Below are 24,010 nucleotides of genomic sequence, written 5' to 3' on the forward strand. Positions count from 1 at the left end.
CAAACGTTTTAGACGGTGCAGAGCCATAGATACAATTTAATAAACACCCATTATGGTGATAACAAATGAAAGAAAGGACCAGAAATGGTCAATTTAGGTGCTCTCGCGCATAAATTCTTTGGTTCGGCTCATGAACGCCGTATTAAAGCATTTCGCCAAAAAATAACACAGATTAATGCCTTAGAAGAACAATTGCAAAAATTAAGCGATATGCAATTACGCCAAAAAACTGCTGAGTTTCGTAAAAGATTAACTGAAGGTGCAACGGTTGATTCGCTATTACCAGAAGCATTTGCAACTGTCCGTGAAGCAGCAAAACGTGTTTACGGCATGCGCCCTTTTGACGTACAGCTTATTGGTGGGATGGTTCTTCATAACCGAGGAATTGCTGAAATGCGTACTGGTGAAGGTAAAACATTAATGGCAACCTTACCAGTATATCTTAACGCCCTAGAAGGAAAAGGGGTCCATGTTGTTACAGTTAATGATTATCTTGCTGGTCGTGATGCTGAAACAATGGGTAAAATCTACGATTTTTTAGGTATGACAACTGGTGTTATTCTCAATCATCTTGATAATGATTCTCGCCGAACAGCTTATGCATGTGATATTACTTATGCAACAAATAATGAATTAGGATTTGATTATCTTCGCGATAATATGGCTTTTGACCGTAACCAAATGGTACAGCGTGGTCACTATTATGCAATTATTGATGAAGTTGATTCAATTCTTATTGATGAAGCACGAACCCCTCTTATTATTTCTGGTCCCTTAGAAGATCGTACTGACTTTTATAATCTTATTGATGCATTTATTCCTTTCCTAACACCAGAAGACTACGAAATAGATGAAAAACAAAAAACCACAACTTTTACTGAAATTGGTACTGAAAAAATTGAGGAAATGCTAAAAAAAGCTGGACATCTCAAAAATGAAAGCCTCTACGACATAGAAAACGTTACAATTGTCCACCATGTTAATAATGCTCTGAAAGCGCATAAATTGTTTATCCGTGATAAAGATTATATTGTCCGAAATGGTGAGGTCGTTATCATTGATGAATTTACTGGTCGTATGATGCCAGGACGACGTTACTCTGAAGGATTACATCAAGCATTAGAAGCCAAAGAACATGTCACTATCCAACCAGAAAACCAGACCTTAGCTTCTATTACTTTTCAAAATTATTTTCGTATGTATAAAAAATTATCCGGTATGACTGGAACAGCTACAACGGAAGCTGAAGAATTTAGTAATACTTATGATCTTGAGGTTGTTGAAGTTCCTACAAATTTACCTGTTCAACGCCGCGATGAAGATGATGAAATTTATCGAACAGCAGAAGAAAAATATCGAGCCATTGTTCGCGATATTCGTCAAGCTCACGAAAAAGGACAACCTATTCTGGTTGGAACTACTTCTATTGAAAAGTCGGAACAGTTAGCAGAGCGCTTACGGAAAGAAGGTATCACTGATTTTCAAGTTTTAAATGCTCGTTATCATGAACAGGAAGCACATATTATAGCACAAGCAGGTGTTCCTAAAGCGTTGACTATCGCCACCAATATGGCCGGTCGTGGTACCGATATACAACTTGGTGGTAATGTTGAAATACGTATTCGGCAAGAATTGCAGAATGTACCTGAAGGCCCAGAACGAACTGCTAAAATTGAAGAAATCAAGAAAGATGTTCAACAACTGAAAGAGAAGGCATTAGCTGCTGGGGGTCTTTATGTTATTGCTACTGAACGCCACGAAAGTCGTCGAATTGATAACCAACTTCGCGGTCGTTCTGGTCGCCAGGGTGATCCTGGACGTTCAAAATTTTTTCTTTCTCTTCAAGATGATCTCATGCGTATCTTCGGTTCTGACCGTATGGATAGTATGCTGCAAAAGCTTGGACTAAAAGAAGATGAAGCCATTGCCCATCCATGGATTAATAAAGCTCTTGAGAAAGCTCAAAAAAAGGTTGAAGCACGAAATTTCGAAATTCGTAAAAATCTTTTAAAATATGACGATGTCATGAACAATCAACGCCAAGTTGTTTTCGAACAACGCATGGAAGTTATGAATACAGAAAATTTAACTGAAATGACTGTTGAAATGCGTAATGAAGTCATTGAAGATCTAGTAGAAACCCACATTCCATATGGAGCATACGCAGAAAAATGGAATGTGAAAGATTTACAAAAAGCACTATATCAGATTTTTAATTTGAACCTTCCAATAGAAAAATGGGCAAGCGAAGAAGGAATTGCTGAAGAGCAAATTGTAGAACGCATAACAAAGGCTGTTGAAAAATTTGAAAAGGAATGCTCTGAACGCTATAGCCCAGAAATAATCGCTTATTTTCATAAAGCTATACTACTTGAAACAATTGATACACTATGGCGTGAGCATTTGGTTCATTTAGATCATTTACGTTCTGCTGTTGGCTTCCGTGGTTATGCACAACGAGATCCTCTCAATGAGTATAAAACAGAGTCATTCGAACTCTTTCAAACTATGCTTATCAATCTCCGTAAAAATTTTATTTCTAAACTCATGCATTTTGAAATTATTCAAAAACCCGTAGAATCGCAAACACCTGAAAGATCACGCTCCCAGTATCCTTCTAATACTCAGAACGCAAAAAATAACACCACAGCATGGGCACAGATAAACGAAAATAGGTTAGTTAATCCCGAAAAACGCAATCCTAATGATCCAACAACATGGGGAAAAATTGGACGAAATGAATCTTGCCCTTGTGGTTCAGGCAAAAAATATAAGCATTGTCATGGGTCATTTATCTGAAAAGTCAAATAATTAAATGAATAAACAAACTTATGAAAAAGAATTACGAATTGCCGGCTTAAGAGTAACACGTCAAAGGTGTATTATTCTTGACGTCTTAGCCGACACAGATGATCATCCGAATGCATTTGAAATTTTTCAACGTGTTCATAAAATAGATCCTAGTATTTCGCTATCAACTGTTTACCGCACAATGAAAACATTAGAAGAAAATGGAACTATTCATCGCCATATCTTCAATGGAGGACCTTCTCGTTTTGAACAAGCAAAAGGCGAGCATCACGATCATCTTATTGATATAGACACAGGAGAAGCTATTGAATTTCATTCTGCTATCATTGAAAAACTGCAAGAAGAAATTGCCCATTCCCTTGGTTATGATATTGTTTATCATCGTCTTGAAATTTACGGGAAAAAACGCAATTCCTAAATTAATAGACCTATATGTATAATGAAAAATATTATTTATGCACACCAAATTTTTACATAAATTTATTTTAAAATTCTATAATTTGGTTGGCAAGAGCATTTTTCTTCTTTATCACCCCCTGTAATAATATAATATATAATATTATCAACTATCTAATACTCAATAAATTAGGCCAATATTGCCATGGTTTCTTTGCCACAAGACCGCATGAAGCAACTTGAAAAACGCTTCAAAATAATCGAAAGCCAAATGGCTGAGAATCCAAATGCGGAAACATATGTAAAACTAGCGTCCGAATACGCAGAATTACAGCCAATTATAGCTCCTATACGAACATTAAATTCTCTCCATAAAGAAATAGCAGAGCTCGAAACTATAATAAGTGATACACAAACAGATACAGAAATGCGTAATTTAGCTCAAGAAGAGCTATCATCATTATCTCAAAAAATTCAAGAACTTGAGCAAGAACTCCAAATTCTTCTTTTGCCCAAAGACATTGCTGATGAAAAAAGTGTTATCATTGAAATTAGAGCAGGAACAGGAGGATCAGAAGCAGCACTTTTTGCAGGAAATCTTTTTCGTATGTATGAACGTTATGCAAATACTCACAACTGGAAAGTTGAAATCATTTCTTTGAGTGATGGTGAAGTTGGTGGATATAAAGAAATTATTGCAACCATTTCAGGAAAAGGTGTATTTTCCAAGCTTAAGTTTGAATCAGGTGTCCATCGCGTGCAACGCATCCCTGAAACAGAAACAGGAGGACGCATTCATACATCTGCCGCCACTGTTGCAGTTTTACCAGAAGCAGAAGAAATTGATATCGAAATTCGCCCAGAAGATATCCGTATTGATACAATGCGCGCATCTGGTGCTGGTGGGCAACATGTCAATACAACTGATTCAGCTGTTCGTATTACGCATATTCCAACAGGAATTATGGTTGTTCAAGCAGAAAAATCACAACATCAAAATCGCGCACGCGCTCTCCAAATTTTACGTGCGCGTTTATTCGATATTGAACGGCAAAAAGCAGAGAGTGAACGTTCAGCATCCCGAAAAACTCAAGTTGGTTCTGGTGATCGATCAGAACGTATCCGTACCTATAATTTTCCACAAGGACGAGTAACTGACCATCGTATTAATCTGACTCTCTATAAACTTGATCGTATCATGGAAGGAGATTTAAATGAGTTGATTAATGCACTCATTTCTGATCATCAGACAACGCTCCTTACTGAAATGGATCATAGTAGATGAATGATCATTCGCTTAGTAAGGTCATCCAAACAACACAAGAAAAATTGCGCTATCAAGGAATTTCTGAAGCCGATCTTAACGCAAAAATACTCGTTGAATGGATAACAGGAACCACTGCATCTGATAGAATTCTTCAACCAAATATGTATCTATCTTCTCAACAGCTCGTACAATTAGAACAAGCTATAAATCGACGTATTGCAGGTGAACCGGTCTATCGTATTATCGGAACACGAGAATTTTATGGTATACCATTTACTTTGTCTAAAGATACGTTAGAACCACGTCCTGATACAGAAACACTCGTTGATCTTGTTTTACCAATCCTCAAATCACATCTAGAGAAATCAGAACAAGCTACATTGCTTGATATGGGAACAGGAAGTGGAGCTATCGCTATTGCGATTCTCAAACAAATCCCTCAAACCTATGCTGTAGCTGTTGATATTTCCGAAGATGCTTTAAAAACAGCTACAAAAAATGCACAGCATGCGAATGTTGCCCATCGTTTTATACCTCTTCTCAGTAATTGGTTTGATTCCATCAAAGGGCAATTTGACCTCATTATTTCTAATCCGCCTTATATTCCAGAAAAAGAAATTAAAAACCTTGCAAAAGAAGTACGCCAACATGACCCTTGGCGCGCTCTAAATGGTGGAGAAGATGGCCTTTATTTTTATCGAAAATTGGCTTATGAATCAGCAAATTATTTAAAAGAGAAAAGTTATATCGCCGTTGAAATTGGCTATTCTCAAGAAAAAAAAGTTCGTGATTTATTTGAAAAAAATGGATTTAAATGTCTTAAAATACGCGAAGATTTAAATAAAATACCCCGTGCACTTCTTTTTTCCTTCACGCATTAAAATGCCCAATCCTCGTCGACAGTTGCTACTGCTTTACCAATAACATAAGAAGAACCTGATCCCGAAAAGAAGTCATGATTTTCATCAGAATTCGGTGACAAAGCTGCTAAAATGGCAGGATTAACACGGCACACTTCAGGCGGGAAAAGAGCCTCAAAGCCTAAGTTCATTAATGCTTTATTTGCGTTATAATGAAGAAAAACCTTAACATCTTCTGTCAACCCAATAGCATCATAAAGATCTTCAGTATATTTACACTCAATATTATAAAGATCAAAAAGTAGATTAAAAGCAAAATCTTTTATTTCTTGTTTTTTAGCTTCATCAAGTTTTGCAAACCCCAATTGAAATTTATAGCCGATATAATAACCGTGAACAGCCTCATCACGAATAATAAGCCGAATTAAATCAGCCGTGTTCGTCAGCTTAGCACGACTTGACCAATACATGGGCAAATAAAAACCAGAATAAAATAAAAAACTCTCAAGGAAAGTCGAAGCAATTTTTTTCTTTAGTGGTTCATCTGCTTCATAATGTTCAAGTATTAATCTCGCTTTCTTCTGCAAATAGGTATTTTCTTCCGACCATCTAAACGCATCATCAACTTCCACTGTCGAACATAAAGTTGAGAAAATAGAGGAATAAGAACGTGCATGAACTGCTTCCATAAATGCAATATTAGTTAATACTGCTTCCTCATGTTCTGTTACAGCATCAGCCATAAGAGAAATAGCACCCACAGTATTCTGAACCGTATCAAGGAGAGTAAGGCCTGTAAAAACACGAATTGTCAGTTTTCGTTCTTCCTCAGTCAAACTAGCCCATGAAGGAATATCATTGGACAACGGTACTTTCTCAGGCAACCAAAAATTACCAGTTAAACGATTCCAAACTTCAAGATCTTTTTCATCATAGAGTCTATTCCAATTTACAGCACAAACAACAGGATTTTTTGTTGTAATTTTGGTCATATAATCATCTCCTATAAGCTACATGAAACACAACCATCAACTTCTGTTCCACTCAATGCCATCTGCCGTAACCGTACATAATAAAGGCTCTTTATGCCTTTTTTCCAGGCATAAATTTGCGCACGATTAATGTCACGTGTAGTTGCTGTATCTGGAAAAAATAACGTTAACGAAAGCCCCTGATCAACATGCTGCGTAGCAACAGCATAAGTATCAATAATTTTTTCAGGCCCAATTTCATAAGCATCCTGATAAAACTCTAAATTCGTATTATCCATATAAGGGGCAGGATAATAAACACGTCCAATTTTTCCCTCTTTGCGAATTTCAATCTTCGAAGCAATCGGATGAATAGAAGAAGTCGCATAGTTAATATAGGAAATAGATCCCGTAGGTGGTACAGCCTGAAGATAGCGATTATAAAGCCCATATTGAGCAACTAATTGCTTCAGCTCTTGCCAGTCTTTTTGGTTCGGAATAACGATATTATTACGCGTAAAAAGCTTTTGTACTAGTTCAAATTGCGGTTTCCATTCTTTCTCAATATACTTTGTAAAAAAATGTCCATCTGCATAAGCTGATTTTTCAAATCCTACGAACACCTCCTTACGTTCACGCGCAATTAAATTAGAAGCACGTAATGCGTGATATGTAACTGTATAAAAATAGATATTAGTAAAATCAATTGCTTCTGGTGTTCCATAATAGATCTTTTCACGTGCTAGAAAACCATGCAAGTTCATTTGCCCCAAACCAATCGCATGACTCTCGGCATTGCCTTTTGCAATAGAAGGCACACAAGCAATATTACTCATATCAGAAACAGCTGTTAAGGCACGCACAGCTATTTCCACTGTCCTCCCAAAGTTGTCACTCTCCATTGCTTTTGCAATATTCATCGAGCCAAGATTACAAGATATATCATTGCCAACAGCACGATAAGTTAAATCTGTTTCCAGTTCACTTGCTTCACTTACTTGCAAAATTTCTGTACACAAATTGCTCATACTAATACGGCCTGCTATTGGATTTGCCCGATTAACGGTATCTTCGAATAAAATATATGGATATCCTGATTCAAACTGAATTTCTGCTAACGTTTGAAAGAAAACCCGCGCACTTATTTTCTTTTTGCGTATCTTTGAATTATCAACAAAAGAACGATAATGCTCCGTCAAAGAAATATCACTAAAAGGTTTTCCTGTAACCTGCTCAATATCGTACGATGAGAAAAGATACATATCCTCATTATTACGAGCAAGCTCAAAAGTGATATCAGGAATAATAACACCAAGTGAAAGCGTTTTAATTCTGACTTTTTCGTCAGCATTTTCTCGCTTTGTATCCAAAAATTTCATAATATCTAAATGGTGTGCATGTAAATAAACAGCACCAGCGCCTTGTCGCGCACCAAGTTGATTAGCATAAGAAAAGACATCTTCTAACATTTTCATCACAGGTAAAACACCCGATGACTGATTTTCTATTTTCTTAATTGGTGCCCCTGCTTCTCGCAAATTCGTTAAACAAAGGGCCACACCTCCACCGCGTTTAGAAAGCTGTAAGGCTGAATTAATCGAACGGCCTATCGATTCCATATTGTCTTCAACGCGTAACAAAAAGCACGATACCAATTCTCCTCTTTGCTTCTTGCCCGCATTCAAAAATGTTGGTGTTGCTGGTTGAAACCGTCCCGTAATAATTTCATCAACTAAGCCCTCAGCAAGGGATTTACTCCCTTGTGCTAAATATAAAGCAACAAGACAAACACGATCCTCATAACGCTCAAGATAGCGCTTACCATCAAAAGTCTTTAACGTGTAACTCGTGTAATATTTGAACGCACCCAGAAAAGTAGGAAAACGAAATTTAAATGCATAAGCACGCTTAAAAAGCTTTTTGACAAAAGAAAAATCATAAAGTTCAAATAATTCTCTCTCATAATACTTTTCTTCTATCAAATAATCTATTTTCTCCTTTAAATTATGAAAAAAAACCGTATTCTGATTAACATGTTGGAGAAAATACTGCCGAGCAGCAAGTTTATCCATATCAAATTGAATATGACCATTCTCATCATAAAGATTAAGCATTGCGTTGAGTGCATGATAATCTGTAATTTGATCTGGCGTCTCCAGTTTTTTTACACTTGTTGTTTCCAAAACTTTTCCAATCCTTTTTTAACACAAATAACGTCTTCCTTAGTTCCTCGCAGCTCAAAACGATAGAGGCAAGGTACACAACATTTCTCTGCAATGATCTTGCTCGCTAAATTATAATAACGACCAAAATTACGATTTCCGCCACCAATGACACCACGAACCAATTTGCGGTTTTCCTCCTCATTAAGAAAATGAATAACTGCTTTTGGCACAGCCAATCTACCTTCACCATCTGCATAAGTAGGTACAGCTAACACATACGGCTCTCTAACCAATATTGACGGATTTTTTTTATCAATTTTGAAAAGCCGTTGACCAAGCTGAGAAACAAAATATTCAGTATTACCCGTTGCACTCGAATAATAAACAATAAGCCCCATTAGCTACAAAGACCATTAATCATATCTGGTCTAAAACCCGACCAATGATTATCACCGCAAATCACTACAGGCACTTGGCGATATCCTAAAGACTGAACAAAATTATACGCTTGTTCATCACAAGAAATATCAATAACATTATAATCAATACCCTTAGCATCAAAAGCACGACAGGTAGCATCACATTGAACACAAGATGGTTTACTATAAATAGTGATCATTCTTTTCAACTTTCATAATTCAAAAAAAATAACTCAGAAAAACATTAATTCTGATAATCTCACAATATTTACACAATAATTACATACAAAACGCCTAGTCATATTTTAGTTAAAATGACTTATAAACTGTCGAACGCATCTTTAAATCACTACATTTTCTTTAAAAAACATAGGACAAACGAAGAAAGGCCTTGCGATCCTAATAACTGTTCTTCGTTACACAACAACTATTCACTAGCATTTTTCTTGTTTCGCTATTTTTTAATTAAACGTATCATAAAGCCAATTAACCTCGTAGCCTTTGCAGCCATTTTGTTAGCGTCTTCATCTGTTTTTCATCGCAAAAAACTTTAATATACAGACAATGAACAAAAAAACTCCCCTAAGGTGATACTTTAATTGAACTGCTACTCTAAAAATAATAATACTTTACTGTGAAATAATCTAGTTTCAATAAAATGAACAATGTATTCACATTTAGCGTTTATTTTGAATCACCGATCATTTTAGTACTATATATAGTATACATACACATGATTTCGTCAAGAGAAATTCAAAGCTATTTTTAATTTTCCACGATCTTCCCATTACCATGCAAAGTCTCTTAAAAACATAAGAAAATAATATAATACTTTATTGACATATGTAATTATATAACATAACTTTTTAAAATATTAAAAGATAGAGAATGGTATCAATATGAGCTTACAGTTCAACAATGTGACATTCGGTTACACAAACAGAATTGTTATAAAAAATTTTTCAGCAAAACTGACAACAAATTCATTAATTGCCATAACCGGTGATAACGGTTCTGGGAAATCTACACTTCTCAAAACTATTGCCAGATTAATTAAACCTATCAGTGGTAAAATTACAAAACTCACAAAAAGCCGCATTGCTTACCTAGGTCAATACTGTGATATTGATCGAACATTCCCAGCTGATGTAGAAACACTCGTTAAAATGGGACTATGGTCTTTCTGTGGATTATGGAAAAGCCAGCGTTCCTATCAATATAAAATTCAAAATGCGCTAGAAGTAGTTGGGCTTGCAGCGCTCGCTCACCGCTCCCTGAATACACTATCAAATGGACAACTACAACGTGCTCTTTTTGCACGTATTATTGTCCAAGATTCGGATATTATATTGCTTGATGAACCTTTCAATGGTGTGGATCTTAAAACCCAAAAGGATCTCCTAACACTGATCACTCATTGGCAACAAAAAGGCCGCACAATTCTTATAGCACTTCATGATCCTTTTATTGTTCAAGAATATTTTCCACAAATGATTCATATCCATAAACAGCATGCTTTTTATGGAGAAACGACACAGTTATTAAGCGCCAATAATCATCTTGTTACGCCATCTCTCATATCCAATTTTTCCATGTTATTCCACAAGAACAAGCCTTTGCGGTCAAGTAATTTTATCTAAACTGGATCATCACACGTGTACGCATTTTTTTTCGCGCCTTTTATTGATTTCCAATTTATGCAAAATGCTTTAATTGGTTCTGTTTTATTAACGATCAGTGCTTGTCCCATTGGAGTATTTTTAATGTTACGTGGTATGAGCTTAACAGGTGATGCAATATCACACGCTATTCTTCCTGGTGTTGCCATTGCTTTTCTTTTCTGTGGTTTTTCTCCAATATTCATGACTCTTGGTGGAGTTGGAGCTGGTATTATTGTTTCATTAGCAACTACTTTAATTTCAAGAAATAGTTTTCAAAAAGAAGATGCCTCAATGACTGTCTTCTATCTTTTTGCATTAGCAACAGGTGTCATAATTATTTCACTCAAAGGATCAACAATTGATTTATTGCATCTTTTATTCGGTTCAGTGCTTTCTATTAATATACAAGCCATTTTGCTTATTACTGTTATAATGCTCATAACAATAAGTAGTCTGTGTATTTTTTGGCGAGCTCTTGTAGTAGAAAGTTTTGATTCACTATTTTTAAAATCACTTTCTCCACTAGGAAAATATGTTCACATGTTATTACTTGGGCTCATGGTATTAAACCTTGTTGGCGGTTTTCAATCATTAGGAACACTTATGTCCGTCGGCATTATGATGATTCCAGCCATCACTGCCCGTTTTTGGCTTTCGCGTTTGGGCTCTATTTGTATATTATCGATTATTTTAGGAATCATTGCCAGTGTATTTGGCCTTCTGCTCTCTTTTCATAAATCCCTACCCTCTGGTGCGTCTATTATTATAGTTGCAGGCTCTATCTATCTTCTCACCTGTCTTATAAGTCCACGTGGACTCATTGCAACCTGGTTTCCTCGTCTTTTTCTATACATCCTTTCCATCATAAGGAAACAGCATGCATAAATTTGCTAAACTATTTTTTCGTCTGATCTCTCTTCTATTACTTCTCTTCCCACTTTCTGCCATTGCACATCAAAAAATTAATGTTGTCACAAGCTTTTCTATTCTTACAGACTTAGTAAAAAATGTAGGAGGCCATCATATCTCAATCACCACCTTTGTTGGTCCTAATACAAGCATCCATAGTTACGAACCAACACCCCGTGATGCAAAAACTATTAAAAATGCTCATATTATTTTCATCAACGGTCTGTATTTAGAAGATTTCATTAATCGGCTCACGATAGCAACTGGAACAAAAGCACTTCTTGTAGAAGTTAGTGCTAATATTTCCCCATTAGAAATTAAACATGAACAACGTAACAAGACACATTACCACGGTAGTATTGATCCACATGCTTGGCAAACTATCCCCAATGTTGAAACATACGTTAAGAATATTGCTGCTGCTTTCTGTAAAATAGATCAACAATCATGTGAAAATTATAATAAAAACGCTCAGACTTATATTCAAAAACTAAAAGCACTGCATACAACTATTACAACACAAATTTCTACTATCCCGAAAGACAAGCGAACTATTATCACATCTCATAATGCCTTTAGTTATTTTGCTCATGAATATGGATTCACCATCCTTGCTCCCGAAAATGCTTCAAAAGAAGCTACTGCAGCAGATGTTGCCAAACTTATTAAACAAATTAAAAACAATAAAGTATCCGCATTATTTGTTGAAAACATCTCTAATCCTCGTCTTATAGAACAAATTTCAAAAGAAACAGGTTTAAAAATCGGGGGCGTACTTTATTCCGATGCATTATCCGAAAAAGAGGGTCCTGCTGCGACTTATCTTGATATGATGGAATACAATGTTAACACCATCATTAACGCAATAAACAAATGTTAGGGCACATAATATTACTGGAATGTTAAACAATAACCCTAAAGACTATCTCACTTCATCTAAATGTCCTTAATTGTTTGCCTCTCTCATTACCTTTTTCATTTTTTTTTAGAATTATTGTCATTTTATAATGCAACCGTTACAGCTACATCCAGACAATCATAAAAGTTGTAAAATTGGTCAATTTACACAAATTCGTTTGACCTTTGCATGGTTCATGTTTAAATGAAATGGCATCTTTGCGAAATAGAACCATCATGATATATTTATGAATTATATTAATAGTTCTGAAAAAACCGTGCTCAATCAATTCAAAAAGGGTGAATCATGAATCGTCTTTATCTTTTCTCGGCAGCATTTATGATTGCTATAACTGCAGCAACAGCTGGTTTTGCACAAACAAAAATTAGCTTTTGGCACTCTATGAGTGGAGATCTAGGAAAACAAACTGAAAATCTTATCAATGATTTTAATAAAAGCCAATCTGATTACAAAATTATTCCTTCATTTCGTGGGGAATATGAAGAAAGCATGATATCACTTATCGCAGCATTTCGAGGGAAAAAACAACCGGTTCTCGCTCAAATTTATGAAATTGGCACAAGTACTATGATGGCTGCAAAAGGTGTGATCTATCCACTTTATCAACTCATGGCTGACACAAAGCAAGAATTTGATACCTTAGACTATTTACCTGCTATCAGTAGCTATTATTCTGATACGCAAGGACGTATGCTCTCTATGCCATTTAATGTTTCAGCTCCAATTCTTTTTTATAATAAGGATATTTTTAAAAAAGCGGGGCTTGATCCAGAACAACCACCCAAAACATGGAAAGATATAGAAGATTTTTCACAAAAAATTCTTGATAGTAAAGCTGCAAGTTGTGGTTTTACAATGACTTATGCTGCACAATGGATTGGCGTAGAAAATTTTTCAGCATTTCATAACATTCCTGTAGGAACAAAAAGAAATGGACTTGATGGACTTGATGCAGAACTAACATTGAACAGTCCTTTGCAAATACGCATGTGGACAGATTTTAAAAGATGGTCAGATAAAGGTATTTTTCGTTACGGTGGCCCAGCTGGTGCACTCGATTCAACACCAATGTTTATGGCACAAAGTTGTGCAATTTTAATACAATCATCAGGATCACGTGGTGGAATCGTTTCAGAAGCCCAATTTAATGTTGGATTTGGTATGCTTCCCTATTATGATGATGTAAAAGATGCACCACAAAACTCAATTATTGGTGGTGCTTCTATTTGGATTTTGAAAGGTCATACATCTAAAGAATACGCGGGTGCAGCAGCTTTTCTTAAATTCCTCTCACAAACAAATAATCAAGCTAAATGGCATCAAAAAACAGGATACCTTCCTCTCACAAACGCCGCTTACGAATTAAGTCGAGAACAAAATTTTTATGATAAGAATCCAGGTGCAGATATTGCTATTCAACAAATCAATTTAAATCCACCAACAGAAAATTCAAAAGGAATAAGGTTTGGTAGCTTACCGCAAATTCGTTCGATTCTTGATCAAGAATTAGAGGCTGTTCTAAATGGTTCTAAATCACCAAAAGAGGGATTAGATGAAGTAGTTGAACGTGGTAATAAACTTTTACGTGAATTTGAAAAAGCCAATCATTAACGTTTCATGATCATTGTTCAAAGTTGAAAAATTAGATCTTGAAAAACGGTATATTTCAATTCCTTTTTCCCGATGACTCTTATTAAAGAGCCCTGCACATGCAAGAAAAACATGCATATTTCAGAAATAGCCTCCTTCCTTATTGGCTACTTTTTCCTCAACTTGTGGTAACTTTTTTATTTTTTCTTTGGCCCGCTGCTCAAGCAATAAAATCGTCCTTTGAACGTGAAGATCCTTTTGGTTTCTCAACAACCTTTATTGGTCTTGAAAACTACATAACTATCTTTTCTGATACTACTTATATACAATCACTGCTGACAACGATCATATTTTCTATTTCTGTCACACTTGTTTCGATGACAATATCACTTCTTCTAGCTGTTTCTGTTGACCGTGTTATTCGTGCAAAAAAAGCTTATACTATGCTTTTACTTTGGCCATACGCTGTTGCTCCTGTATTAGCAGGTGTATTATGGTTGTTTATTTTCCATCCAACTATCGGTACTTTTCCTTTTCTCCTTAAAAAAATAGGTATTATATGGAACCATCGTATTAACGGTGTGCAAGCTATGATTCTGGTTGTAATTGCTGCTAGCTGGCAACAAATTTCCTATAATTTTCTCTTTTTCCTTGCTGGTCTCCAATCCGTTCCTCACTCGCAAATAGAAGCAGCTGCCATTGATGGTGCCGGTCCTTTTAAACGATTTTGGACGATAATCTTTCCACAAATTTCACCAACAACTTTTTTTCTACTGATCATCAATATCAATTATGTCATGTTTGATACATTCGGCATTATTGATAACATGACTTCTGGAGGACCTGCACGAGCAACCAGCACAATCGTCTATAAAGTGTATGAAGATGGCTTTAAAAATCAAATGATTGGTGCATCAGCTGCACAATCAACCATATTAATGCTGATGGTTATTATTTTAACATTAATCCAATTCCGCTGGATTGAACGTCGGGTCCAATATTAGGAGAGAAGTTATGGTTGAAAACCGCCCTTTTTTGAACTTTTTAACTCATTTCATTCTCATTATTGGTATTCTTATCATCTGTTTTCCAGTCTATATTGCCATTATTGCATCAACACATAATTCAGCAACATTTAATGGAGGGACACTTCCACTCTTACCAGGACAATATGGCTTAGAAAATTATAAAGCAATTTTTGGTGATGGCCTTGTAAAACTTGGTCTTCCACGTCTCTGGCCACTTTTAATGAACTCATTTATTATGGCTGTTGGCATTAGTATTGGAAAAATTACTATTTCACTCTTCTCTGCTTATGCAATTGTCTATATGCGTTTTCCCTTTCGTAAAACTGCTTTTGCTCTTATCTTTATTACATTAATGCTTCCTATAGAAGTCCGCATTATTCCAACATATACAATAGTTGCACAATTAGAAATGATAAACACTTATAGTGGAATGATTATTCCATTAATTGCATCAGCAACCGCTACATTTTTATTTCGTCAATTTTTCCTTACTGTCCCTGATGAGCTCTTAGAAGCTGCCCGCGTTGATGGTGCAGGACCATTGAAATTTTTTAAGGATATTGTTCTCCCCCTTAGCAAAAGCAATATTGCTGCTTTATTCATCATTATGTTCATTTACGGATGGATACAATATCTCTGGCCTCTTATTGCTACAACAGATCAAGACCATCAAACTGTTCTTGTTATCTTAAAACAACTCATTGTTGAATCACTTCAACATGATCCTCAATGGAATATCCTTATGGCAGTAGCGGTTGTTGCTATGGCCCCGCCCGTTTTAGTCGTTATCTTCATGCAGCGGCTTTTTGTCAAAGGTCTCATTGAAACGGAGAAATAATTGTGGCTACAATCCAACTATTTAATATAATGAAACAGTATGATAATGATAGTCTGGTTATTAATGACTTGAATTTAACTGTTTCTGATAAAGAACTTCTCGTTCTTGTTGGTCCATCAGGATGTGGAAAATCAACCCTATTACGTATTATTGCAGGACTTGAACAAGTTACCTCTGGTGAGCTCTATATTGACAATGAGCTTATTAATAATCGTGAACCTGCAAATCGTGACATTGCTATGGTTTTTCAAAACTACGCACTTTATCCGCATATGACTGTACGTGGAAACTTAGAATATGGCCTCAAGAATCGAAAAACGCCTAAAGAGGAAATGAACAAACGTATTGCTCATGCTGCAAAACTTTTAGAAATAGAACCATTTCTTGATCGTAAACCGCGACAATTATCAGGAGGACAACGCCAACGTGTTGCAATGGGACGTGTTATTGTTCGCCAACCACGTGTTTTTCTCTTTGATGAACCACTCTCAAATCTTGACGCAAAATTACGCGCTCAAATGTGCATTGAAATTAAAACACTCCAGCGTTCATTAGGAACAACGAGCCTTTATGTCACACACGATCAATTAGAAGCTATGACATTAGCTGATCGAATAGTTGTCATGAATAAAGGACGTATTGAACAAATTGGAACGCCAATGGAAATCTATGATTACCCAGCTACAATCTTTGTTGCTGGCTTTATTGGTTCTCCACCTATTAATTTTCTTGATCGTCAAATCTTAGAGCAATATTTAGGCTTCTCATTTTCTTGTAACAAAGAAACTGATATTTTAGCATTTAGGCCAGAAGCGACTTTGTTGGGTGAATATCCGGAACAAGGGCCTGTTTTTCATGCACATATCGAACTTATAAAACCTGTAGGCACAGGATGCCATGTTTTAACACGTTGGAACAATATTATTTTCACTGTTGAAATCAAAGAACGTCTTACAAATGATTATGGACAAAAACTAAGCTTCACTGTTCCCAATCAGAATTTTCACACTTTTAATAAACAAACAGGAAAACGCACATAATCAACCTAGAAAAATTTTCTTCCAGATTACTTAATCAGTAAGAAAAGCTCTCTTTTTTCATTTTTGCGAACGTAATCGTAAAGCAAGATCAGGTTGGTCGGTTGTAATATAATGCACTGGCATATCAAGCCAATGAGCCAAACGAGACACTCCATTGACCGTCCATACACCTACATTGAAGCCAGAATCAAGAGCCGATTCAATAAAGTCTCGTGATACAATAGAGCTATCCAAACTTAGATCAGAATACCCTAATTTTTTCCATTCAGAAAAACAACAGGACATATCACCTTTAAAACTATCAATACATGGCCCAGATGTTATTCCTGCTTCAATAAAAGGACGAAGACTCCTAGCATCAAAACTAATTGCTGAAACTCGTTTTTCTAAGTTTCGACTTTTGATCAATTCAAGCGCTCTTTGAGATAAAAGAGTTTCACGCTCAATTTCACCACATGTTTTGATTTCAAGATGAAGCGCTACATTGGTTGGCACCAAAAGATCAAGTAGCTCTTCTAGTAAAGGAGGTGCTTCAGTACTCCCTTTCACACGGAGTTGCTGACGTGTGTCATTATCGATCTCATGAATATATCCTTTTTTCCCAATCAATTGTTCAAGGGAGAAATCATGAAATATAACAATTTCACCGCTTTTAAGAAGGTGAATATCGCATTCAATTTCGTCCACTCCCAATGCAATCGCATGACGAAATGCTGAAAGTGTATTTTCAGAATAAAGACCAGCTCCACCACGATGAGCTATAATTTTTTTTTTAAGCATATTTTCAAACTTCTCTTAATTTCAAATAATATTCGTTAAATAGGATTAATGACGATTAAAAATCATTAATACAAAGCCTTTAACAATTTTCTTTTTTTATTTTTTCTAATTTTCTGAAATGCTCTATCCTAAAAAACTATATCTTTACTATTCTTAATTTCAATCATTCCCACTCAATAGTCCCAGGAGGTTTGGAAGTTATATCGTAAACAACACGGTTAATACCCTCGACTTCATTAATAATACGTGTTGCCACTTTACTCAAAAATTCCATATCATACGGATAAAAGTCAGCGGTCATACCGTCTACAGATGTTACAGCACGAAGAGCGCAGACAAACTCATAAGTACGTGCATCACCCATTACACCAACGGTTTGAACAGGAAGAAGAACAGCAAAAGCTTGCCAAATTTTATCATAAAGGCCAGCTTTTCTGATTTCATCAAGATAAATAGCATCTGCCTCACGCAAAATTTCTAATTTTTCGCGTGTAATTGCACCCGGACATCGAATTGCCAAACCAGGTCCTGGAAAAGGATGACGCCCAATAAACTGCTCAGGTAAACCTAATTCTCGCCCTAAAGAACGAACATCATCCTTAAAAAGTTCACGCAATGGCTCTACAAGTTGCATTTTCATCCGTTCTGGTAGCCCACCTACATTATGATGACTTTTAATCGTTACGGCTTCACCAATCGCTGAAACACTTTCAATGACATCTGGATAAAGGGTTCCTTGTGCTAAGAACTCGGCGCCTCTTATTTTTTTTGTTTCTTCTTCAAAAACTTCAATAAAAAGGCGACCAATTATTTTCCGCTTTTTTTCTGGATCTGTTTCACCTTCAAGCGCATTGATAAACATATCAGCAGCATTCACATGAATCAGCTTTATATTATAATGTCCTCGAAAAAGCGTAAGAACTTCTTCTACCTCATTTTTACGCATCAACCCATGATCGACAAAAACACACGTTAGCTGATCGCCTACAGCCTCGTGAAGTAATATAGCTGCAACAGATGAATCAACACCACCTGAAAGACCGCAAATTACATGACTTTTTCCAACCTTTTCGCGTATTGCAGTAACTGCCTGTTCACGATAAGTAGCCATTGACCAATTACTTTTAAGACCAGAAATTTTATGAACAAAATTTTTTAAGAGTTTTGCTCCATCTGTTGTATGAACAACTTCAGGATGAAATTGCACTGCATAAAAACGACGTTTCTCGTCAGCAATAGCAGCATAAGGAGCTCCTTGTGATGCTCCAATGACATGAAAGCCTTCTGGCAAAGCAACCACACGATCACCATGACTCATCCAAACTTGATGGCACGATCCTTTCTCCCAAACACCATCAAAAAGAACACTTTCTTCTTTTATATCTAACAAAGCGCGTCCAAATTCACGTTCATGCCCTCTTTCAACTTTTCCACCAAGCTGAACACACATAACTTGTTCACCATAACAAATACCAAGAATCGGAATACCAGCATTAAAAATCTCCATTGGAACACGTGGCGAACCATCATCGACAGTCGAATAAGGACTGCCTGATAAAATAACAGCTTGAGGCTCGATTCGCTTAAATCCTTCTAAAGCAGATTGAAAAGGAACAATTTCAGAATAAACACCTATTTCTCGCACCCGTCGTGCAATAAGTTGCGTAACTTGTGAACCAAAATCAATGATAAGAATAGTATCTGAACGCAATGTGCTCATAAAAAACCAATCAATAATTACCTAAAATAAAAAAATGTATTATTCAATCTCTCTCTTTTCACAAGTCTATTGACGTAAGAAAAAGGTTATTGCCAATACAAGCGCGAAAAAAATCAAGATACGCATTAGAATTCCTTTTGTAAAATAGATAAAAAGAAACCATCTGTTTTAGTTGCTGCTGGTGATAAAGTCAGTCCATAATCTGAAAATGCCGGTTGCATAATTGAGGAACTAAAATGTCTATACCAAAGTTTCTGCATATTAATTGGAAGAAAATTAGAATGCTTTTGAAGAAACCGAGAAATTTGTTCTTCATTTTCATCATTAAAGAGAGAACAGGTAATATAAACTAAACGCCCTCCTGGCTTTATATAAATTAAGGCTTCATTCAAAATAGCGAACTGTTCTTCCTGACGTTGTTGCACTTTTTGTAAGGTCAAACGCCATTTCGCATCTGGATGACGGCGCCATGTTCCTGTCCCACTACATGGAGTATCCAATAAAACGATATCCATTTGACCTATTAATGATTTTAATTCTTCTTTATATACTCGTGGTTGTACATTATGAATACCAGCCCGTTGAAGTCGATTAAAGATAGGAGCCAAGCGAATCTTCTCTGAATCATAAGCATAAATTTGGCCTCGATTCTCCATATTGGCAGCTAATGCTAATGTTTTCCCCCCAGCTCCTGCACAATAATCTAATAACTGCATACCTGCTTTTGCTTCTACAAGATAAGAAACAAGTTGAGATCCCAAATCCTGTATTTCAAAATATCCTTTTTGAAAAGCGGGCTCAGCTTGAACATTAGGATGGCGCTCAAATTTTTCAATCGGTTCAATCCTTAATGCTTGCTGAAACCATGAAAAAGGCTTAACCTTTGTTTTTTCTAAGGCTTTAAGAACCTTCTTAGGCGTTGCCTTTAAACTGTTCACACGTAAATCTAAAGGAGGACGTGTTGCTAAAGCAGCTGCTTCCTTAATCCAATTATCTGCAAATAAAGGATATAGATGAGCTTTACACCATTGGGGAATATCAGCGCGAATATAGTCTGGTGCATTTACCAACTGACGTTGTTGCCATGCTTTCCTCTGCTGAGGTGCCAATAACTGCGGTGCAAATCGATCTCCCTCTAAAACTTTATCAACTTGCTCAATCGTTAACATACCAGAATCGAACAAAGTACCAAAAACTACATCTCGAATATTATTGCTATCCATACGCCATTGCAATGAATAACGCCGCCTTAAAGCATCATACACAATCGTCCCAATTGCTGCACGATCATTTACCCCAGCAAAACGATGAGAAAGTCCCCAATCTTTTAAAGCTTCACCCGCAGGGCGATAATACGTTTCTATTTCTTGTAGAATATCTATTGCGGCCTGCAATCGCCCACCCAATCGCATTTACTTCTCCTATTCAATCTCTATACAATCTAAATGATTTAACTCAAAAACAAAAACTATCGTACTTATTTTTTAGCATTAACTTTAAAACAATAAAAATGGATATCGAAAACCGAATAGTGCTAGTACTATAACCTAGAATGTTTTATTCTAATGTGAAAGAGGGGCAATCATCTTATAATTTATAAACCTTAATAAAACTAATGAAGTATTCTATAACATGACAACATTGAGAAACTAGCAATGACAAAACCAATACTCGCTCTTATTGATTCTTCAATATATGCAAATCCTGTATGTGATTTAGCTTTATGGGCTGCTAAATCTATGCAAACAACAATTCGATTGTTATATGTATTAGATAAATCAGAAGAAGAAATTCATTTACCAGATACACAACAAATGGATATTAATAGCAATATCCTGAATCCATCTCTCCTAGCACAACAAGATCCCACTCTTGCTAAAGCACTCCTTGCTCAAAAAATCGGACAAACCGCTTTAGAAGAAGCCAAAAATTATCTCAATTCTCAAAGTCAAATCGAAGTTGAAATACGCCTGCGTCATGGAACTCTTTTAGATGCATTAAATATTTATACGAAACAATCATCAATGATTGTAATTGGAAAACGCGGTGAACAAACAGGACTTGATAAAAAGCGGTTAGGACTCAACTTCGAAAATATCGTACGCTCTTCTGAACTTCCAATTCTAGTTGCCTCCCGTCATTTCCAGAATATTCAACGAATTCTAATAGCCTTTGATGGTGGCCCATTAATTATGAAAGCTATTGATTTTATTTGCACACAAGAATTTTTTAAAAATGTAACCTTTATATTAGGGATGGCAGAACAGCAAACACAAACCATACAAAATAGCTTTGATGAAACCTTAACGCGGTTACAATCTGCAGGATTTAATGTTGAACCGCTTAGAACAGAAATTAATTTCGAAGAAATGGTTCTTCATAATATAAAACCACTTAATCTGAATATGCTCCTTATGGGTGCTTTCCATCATTCTAAAATGCACAATTTTTTATTTGGCTCTAAAAGTCAAACTATCATCCACAACGCACCTATTCCGGTCATGATTATGAGAGAATTATAAATTATTATCAAATCAGTAAAAACAAACATTGATTGCCTAAATAGGCAACTATAAATATTCAAAAGATGATATTCTGCAGAATTTTATTTTTCTGTGAAAAATGAAAATACATTTGAAAACATTCTATAGATTTATCTCTCCTCCTCAAAAAGCATAAACGAACTTTTTAGAAAATTATTGGAACTACTCTCTAGCATGACCGTTTGTCTTACAATTGGTATATGCCAAATAATTAAAAAGGAGAAAATAATGAAGACTTCTAGTCATGGAAAAACAACTGCATCCAAAAGCAGCCAAAATAAAATGCCCTCAAACGGTAGCAAGAAATCCGTCCAAGGTGATATGGCTAACAATCGCCAATATGCATCAAAAACAGGACGGAAGAACGTAAAAAGTTAACTTTATTTATATAACTTCTACATAACTACAACTTCCAGAAAGAATTGGAAATTAATACTCCAATTCTTTCCTTTTATTAAGTCTGAAATAATTAAAGAGGAAAACTCTTTACAAAGTAATCAACACCTTAATTATTCCATTCTAAGTACTGATAACCTTTACATATCAAATAGGTCCGCGATAATTCGGACTTTCACGCGTAATAGCAACATCATGTGTATGGCTTTCATAAAGACCAGCATTGGTAATACGTACGAAAGTTGCTTTTTCACGAAACTCAGCTAAATTTTGTGCTCCAACATACCCCATAGAAGCACGCAATCCACCTGCCAGTTGATGTAAAACTGATGCGATGGGGCCTTTATACGCCACTTGCCCTTCAACACCTTCAGGCACTAATTTGAGTGTATCTCGAACTTCAGCCTGAAAATAACGATCTGCTGATCCCCTTGCCATAGCACCAACTGACCCCATACCACGATAAGCCTTAAAGGATCGGCCCTGATATAGATAAACTTCTCCTGGACTTTCTTCTGTACCAGCTAGAAGAGAACCAATCATAGCGGCACAAGCACCACCTGCTAAAGCTTTAGCAAAATCACCGGAAGCTTTGATACCCCCATCAGCAATAATAGGAATGCCTGCTTTATCAGCAATTTCTGCAGCTCCCATAATAGCTGCAAGTTGAGGAACACCAACGCCTGCAACAATTCGCGTTGTGCAAATAGAACCAGGCCCAATACCAACCTTTACCGCATCGGCACCACTATCAATCAAAGCTTGTGTTGCTTGAGGAGTTGCTACATTACCAGCAATAACAACCGTAGAAAAGGTCATTTTTTTAATACGTTTAACCATATCCAATACACGTTGAGAATGACCATGAGCCGTATCAATTACTAATAGATCAACGCCCGCATCAATTAAGTGTTCAGCACGTTCGATTCCTTCATTCCCCACACTACTCGCAGCAGCAACACGCAAACGACCTTGAGAATCTTTTGCAGCATTCGGATTTAATCGTGCCTTTTCAATATCTTTAACTGTCACCAAACCAACACAGCGATCTTGTTCATCTACAACAAGTAACTTTTCAATACGATGATGATGTAAAAGATATTTTGCTTCATCTAGTTGAACATTTTCACGCACTGTAATTAAATTTTCATGCGTCATTAATTCATAGATTTTTTGTTTTGGATCTGATGCAAAACGCACATCCCTATTCGTCAAAATGCCAACAAGTCGACCAGAAATTTTGCCTTTAGCACCACTTTCAACAACTGGAATACCTGAAATACTATGAGCACGCATCAAATCCTTAGCTTCTTCAAGTGTTGCATCAGGACCAATGGTCACTGGATTAACAACCATACCGGATTCAAATTTCTTCACTTGACGTACTTCTTCAGCTTGCTCCGCAGGAGACATATTCCGATGAATAACACCAAGACCACCCGCTTGAGCCATAGCAATTGCTAAACGAGACTCTGTAACCGTATCCATTGCAGCAGAAAGGAGTGGTAAATTCAACTCAATATCTGCTGCAATACGGGTTTTAAGATCCACTTGGCTAGGCATAACGAGAGAATGACCTGGCTGCAAAAGCACGTCATCAAAGGTTAGTGCCAATGCACCTGTGCTTGTTTCAATAATTTTTGCCATAGCCAAATTCCTCTAATACTAAAACACTGTGACAGTTATAGGGGCAACTT

The 24,010-nt window shown here is 36.3% G+C and carries 21 protein-coding genes; 13 read left to right on the forward strand and 8 right to left on the reverse strand.

The features are described from left to right. Positions 1-84 precede the first annotated feature (84 nt). The 4 genes from secA (at position 85) to prmC (ending at position 5,355) form a co-directional block, all read left to right on the forward strand. Complete coding sequence (gene secA / locus O99_RS02910; protein WP_035006266.1) at positions 85-2,799, forward strand: preprotein translocase subunit SecA; 2,715 nt, start codon at positions 85-87, stop codon at positions 2,797-2,799. 16 nt (positions 2,800-2,815) lie between these two features. Next, positions 2,816-3,229 (forward strand): Fur family transcriptional regulator, encoded by a 414-nt coding sequence (locus O99_RS02915; RefSeq protein WP_035006267.1) that lies wholly within the window; start codon positions 2,816-2,818, stop codon positions 3,227-3,229. A 183-nt stretch (positions 3,230-3,412) separates the two neighbouring features. Beyond that, positions 3,413-4,492, forward strand: coding sequence for a peptide chain release factor 1 (prfA, locus tag O99_RS02920; protein ID WP_035006268.1), 1,080 nt, complete (start codon positions 3,413-3,415; stop codon positions 4,490-4,492). Continuing rightward, positions 4,489-5,355, forward strand: a complete 867-nt coding sequence (prmC, locus tag O99_RS02925; RefSeq protein WP_035006269.1) for a peptide chain release factor N(5)-glutamine methyltransferase — start codon at positions 4,489-4,491, stop codon at positions 5,353-5,355. The genes prfA and prmC overlap by 4 nt, the downstream gene beginning before the upstream one ends. Here prmC and nrdF read toward each other — a convergent pair. Genes nrdF through nrdH form a run of 4 tightly spaced genes read right to left on the reverse strand, consistent with a single transcriptional unit; the run spans position 5,352 to position 9,089 of the window. Next, positions 5,352-6,326 carry a class 1b ribonucleoside-diphosphate reductase subunit beta gene (nrdF, locus tag O99_RS02930; protein WP_035006270.1) on the reverse strand — a complete coding sequence of 325 codons (975 nt, stop codon included), beginning with the start codon at positions 6,324-6,326 and terminating at the stop codon, positions 5,352-5,354. The two genes, prmC and nrdF, sit on opposite strands and share 4 nt — an antisense overlap. An 11-nt stretch (positions 6,327-6,337) precedes the next feature. Next, positions 6,338-8,488, reverse strand: coding sequence for a class 1b ribonucleoside-diphosphate reductase subunit alpha (gene nrdE, locus O99_RS02935; RefSeq protein WP_035006271.1), 2,151 nt, complete (start codon positions 8,486-8,488; stop codon positions 6,338-6,340). Next, the gene (gene nrdI / locus O99_RS02940) at positions 8,470-8,868 is read right to left on the reverse strand and encodes a class Ib ribonucleoside-diphosphate reductase assembly flavoprotein NrdI (protein ID WP_035006272.1); all 399 of its coding nucleotides are present in this window, start codon (positions 8,866-8,868) and stop codon (positions 8,470-8,472) included. Before nrdI ends, nrdE begins: the two co-directional genes overlap by 19 nt. Next, positions 8,868-9,089, reverse strand: a complete 222-nt coding sequence (gene nrdH, locus O99_RS02945) for a glutaredoxin-like protein NrdH (protein ID WP_035006273.1) — start codon at positions 9,087-9,089, stop codon at positions 8,868-8,870. Before nrdH ends, nrdI begins: the two co-directional genes overlap by 1 nt. 699 nt (positions 9,090-9,788) lie before the next feature. On the opposite strand from nrdH, the gene O99_RS02950 reads away from it, so the two are divergent. The 7 genes from O99_RS02950 to O99_RS02980 all read left to right on the forward strand — a co-directional run bounded on the left by O99_RS02950 (position 9,789) and on the right by O99_RS02980 (position 16,874). Next, positions 9,789-10,529: a metal ABC transporter ATP-binding protein gene (locus tag O99_RS02950; RefSeq protein WP_035006274.1), complete on the forward strand. Its 741-nt coding sequence runs from the start codon at positions 9,789-9,791 to the stop codon at positions 10,527-10,529. Between the two features lie 15 nt (positions 10,530-10,544). After that, positions 10,545-11,435, forward strand: coding sequence for a metal ABC transporter permease (locus O99_RS02955; RefSeq protein ID WP_035006275.1), 891 nt, complete (start codon positions 10,545-10,547; stop codon positions 11,433-11,435). Beyond that, the gene (locus O99_RS02960; RefSeq protein WP_035006276.1) at positions 11,428-12,339 is read left to right on the forward strand and encodes a metal ABC transporter solute-binding protein, Zn/Mn family; all 912 of its coding nucleotides are present in this window, start codon (positions 11,428-11,430) and stop codon (positions 12,337-12,339) included. Before O99_RS02955 ends, O99_RS02960 begins: the two co-directional genes overlap by 8 nt. 324 nt (positions 12,340-12,663) lie before the next feature. Then, positions 12,664-13,989: a sn-glycerol-3-phosphate ABC transporter substrate-binding protein UgpB gene (ugpB, locus tag O99_RS02965; protein WP_035006277.1), complete on the forward strand. Its 1,326-nt coding sequence runs from the start codon at positions 12,664-12,666 to the stop codon at positions 13,987-13,989. A 98-nt stretch (positions 13,990-14,087) separates the two neighbouring features. Next, positions 14,088-14,972 carry a sn-glycerol-3-phosphate ABC transporter permease UgpA gene (ugpA, locus tag O99_RS02970; RefSeq protein ID WP_035006278.1) on the forward strand — a complete coding sequence of 295 codons (885 nt, stop codon included), beginning with the start codon at positions 14,088-14,090 and terminating at the stop codon, positions 14,970-14,972. Between the two features lie 10 nt (positions 14,973-14,982). Further along, complete coding sequence (gene ugpE, locus O99_RS02975; RefSeq protein ID WP_035006279.1) at positions 14,983-15,834, forward strand: sn-glycerol-3-phosphate ABC transporter permease UgpE; 852 nt, start codon at positions 14,983-14,985, stop codon at positions 15,832-15,834. Positions 15,835-15,836: 2 nt separating this feature from the next. Further along, positions 15,837-16,874 (forward strand): sn-glycerol-3-phosphate import ATP-binding protein UgpC, encoded by a 1,038-nt coding sequence (locus tag O99_RS02980; protein ID WP_035006280.1) that lies wholly within the window; start codon positions 15,837-15,839, stop codon positions 16,872-16,874. A gap of 57 nt (positions 16,875-16,931) precedes the next feature. Here O99_RS02980 and O99_RS02985 read toward each other — a convergent pair whose 3' ends face one another. The 3 genes from O99_RS02985 to O99_RS02995 form a co-directional block, all read right to left on the reverse strand. After that, positions 16,932-17,654, reverse strand: a complete 723-nt coding sequence (locus tag O99_RS02985) for a glycerophosphodiester phosphodiesterase (RefSeq protein WP_035006281.1) — start codon at positions 17,652-17,654, stop codon at positions 16,932-16,934. 163 nt (positions 17,655-17,817) lie between these two features. Then, positions 17,818-19,374, reverse strand: a complete 1,557-nt coding sequence (gene guaA, locus O99_RS02990) for a glutamine-hydrolyzing GMP synthase (protein ID WP_035006282.1) — start codon at positions 19,372-19,374, stop codon at positions 17,818-17,820. Between the two features lie 125 nt (positions 19,375-19,499). Then, entirely contained in the window at positions 19,500-20,786 is a 1,287-nt protein-coding gene (locus O99_RS02995; RefSeq protein WP_035006283.1) for an RsmB/NOP family class I SAM-dependent RNA methyltransferase, read from the reverse strand. A gap of 243 nt (positions 20,787-21,029) precedes the next feature. On the opposite strand from O99_RS02995, the gene O99_RS03000 reads away from it, so the two are divergent. Together O99_RS03000 and O99_RS06880 are read left to right on the forward strand one after the other, a co-directional pair. Continuing rightward, a complete protein-coding gene (locus tag O99_RS03000; protein WP_035006284.1) occupies positions 21,030-21,896 on the forward strand; it encodes a universal stress protein in 867 nt (288 codons plus the stop codon). Positions 21,897-22,145: 249 nt separating this feature from the next. Beyond that, positions 22,146-22,295: a hypothetical protein gene (locus O99_RS06880; RefSeq protein WP_167884994.1), complete on the forward strand. Its 150-nt coding sequence runs from the start codon at positions 22,146-22,148 to the stop codon at positions 22,293-22,295. Positions 22,296-22,460: 165 nt separating this feature from the next. Here the strand turns inward: O99_RS06880 and guaB are convergent, their stop codons facing one another. After that, positions 22,461-23,960, reverse strand: a complete 1,500-nt coding sequence (guaB, locus tag O99_RS03005) for an IMP dehydrogenase (RefSeq protein WP_035006285.1) — start codon at positions 23,958-23,960, stop codon at positions 22,461-22,463. Between the last annotated feature and the right edge of the window lie 50 nt (positions 23,961-24,010).

Source organism: Bartonella rochalimae ATCC BAA-1498 (genome assembly GCF_000706645.1).
Taxonomy (GTDB): domain Bacteria; phylum Pseudomonadota; class Alphaproteobacteria; order Rhizobiales; family Rhizobiaceae; genus Bartonella; species Bartonella rochalimae.

What these genes read in the sequence shown, in the direction of transcription:
- secA (WP_035006266.1), top strand. Translation starts at nt 85, where the DNA reads ATGGTCAATTTAGGTGCTCTCGCGCATAAATTCTTTGGTTCGGCTCAT.
- O99_RS02915 (WP_035006267.1), top strand. Translation starts at nt 2,816, where the DNA reads ATGAATAAACAAACTTATGAAAAAGAATTACGAATTGCCGGCTTAAGA.
- prfA (WP_035006268.1), top strand. Translation starts at nt 3,413, where the DNA reads ATGGTTTCTTTGCCACAAGACCGCATGAAGCAACTTGAAAAACGCTTC.
- prmC (WP_035006269.1), top strand. Translation starts at nt 4,489, where the DNA reads ATGAATGATCATTCGCTTAGTAAGGTCATCCAAACAACACAAGAAAAA.
- nrdF (WP_035006270.1), bottom strand. Translation starts at nt 6,326, where the DNA reads ATGACCAAAATTACAACAAAAAATCCTGTTGTTTGTGCTGTAAATTGG.
- nrdI (WP_035006272.1), bottom strand. Translation starts at nt 8,868, where the DNA reads ATGGGGCTTATTGTTTATTATTCGAGTGCAACGGGTAATACTGAATAT.
- nrdH (WP_035006273.1), bottom strand. Translation starts at nt 9,089, where the DNA reads ATGATCACTATTTATAGTAAACCATCTTGTGTTCAATGTGATGCTACC.
- O99_RS02950 (WP_035006274.1), top strand. Translation starts at nt 9,789, where the DNA reads ATGAGCTTACAGTTCAACAATGTGACATTCGGTTACACAAACAGAATT.
- O99_RS02960 (WP_035006276.1), top strand. Translation starts at nt 11,428, where the DNA reads ATGCATAAATTTGCTAAACTATTTTTTCGTCTGATCTCTCTTCTATTA.
- ugpB (WP_035006277.1), top strand. Translation starts at nt 12,664, where the DNA reads ATGAATCGTCTTTATCTTTTCTCGGCAGCATTTATGATTGCTATAACT.
- ugpA (WP_035006278.1), top strand. Translation starts at nt 14,088, where the DNA reads ATGCAAGAAAAACATGCATATTTCAGAAATAGCCTCCTTCCTTATTGG.
- ugpE (WP_035006279.1), top strand. Translation starts at nt 14,983, where the DNA reads ATGGTTGAAAACCGCCCTTTTTTGAACTTTTTAACTCATTTCATTCTC.
- O99_RS02985 (WP_035006281.1), bottom strand. Translation starts at nt 17,654, where the DNA reads ATGCTTAAAAAAAAAATTATAGCTCATCGTGGTGGAGCTGGTCTTTAT.
- guaA (WP_035006282.1), bottom strand. Translation starts at nt 19,374, where the DNA reads ATGAGCACATTGCGTTCAGATACTATTCTTATCATTGATTTTGGTTCA.
- O99_RS02995 (WP_035006283.1), bottom strand. Translation starts at nt 20,786, where the DNA reads ATGCGATTGGGTGGGCGATTGCAGGCCGCAATAGATATTCTACAAGAA.
- O99_RS03000 (WP_035006284.1), top strand. Translation starts at nt 21,030, where the DNA reads ATGACAAAACCAATACTCGCTCTTATTGATTCTTCAATATATGCAAAT.
- O99_RS06880 (WP_167884994.1), top strand. Translation starts at nt 22,146, where the DNA reads ATGAAGACTTCTAGTCATGGAAAAACAACTGCATCCAAAAGCAGCCAA.
- guaB (WP_035006285.1), bottom strand. Translation starts at nt 23,960, where the DNA reads ATGGCAAAAATTATTGAAACAAGCACAGGTGCATTGGCACTAACCTTT.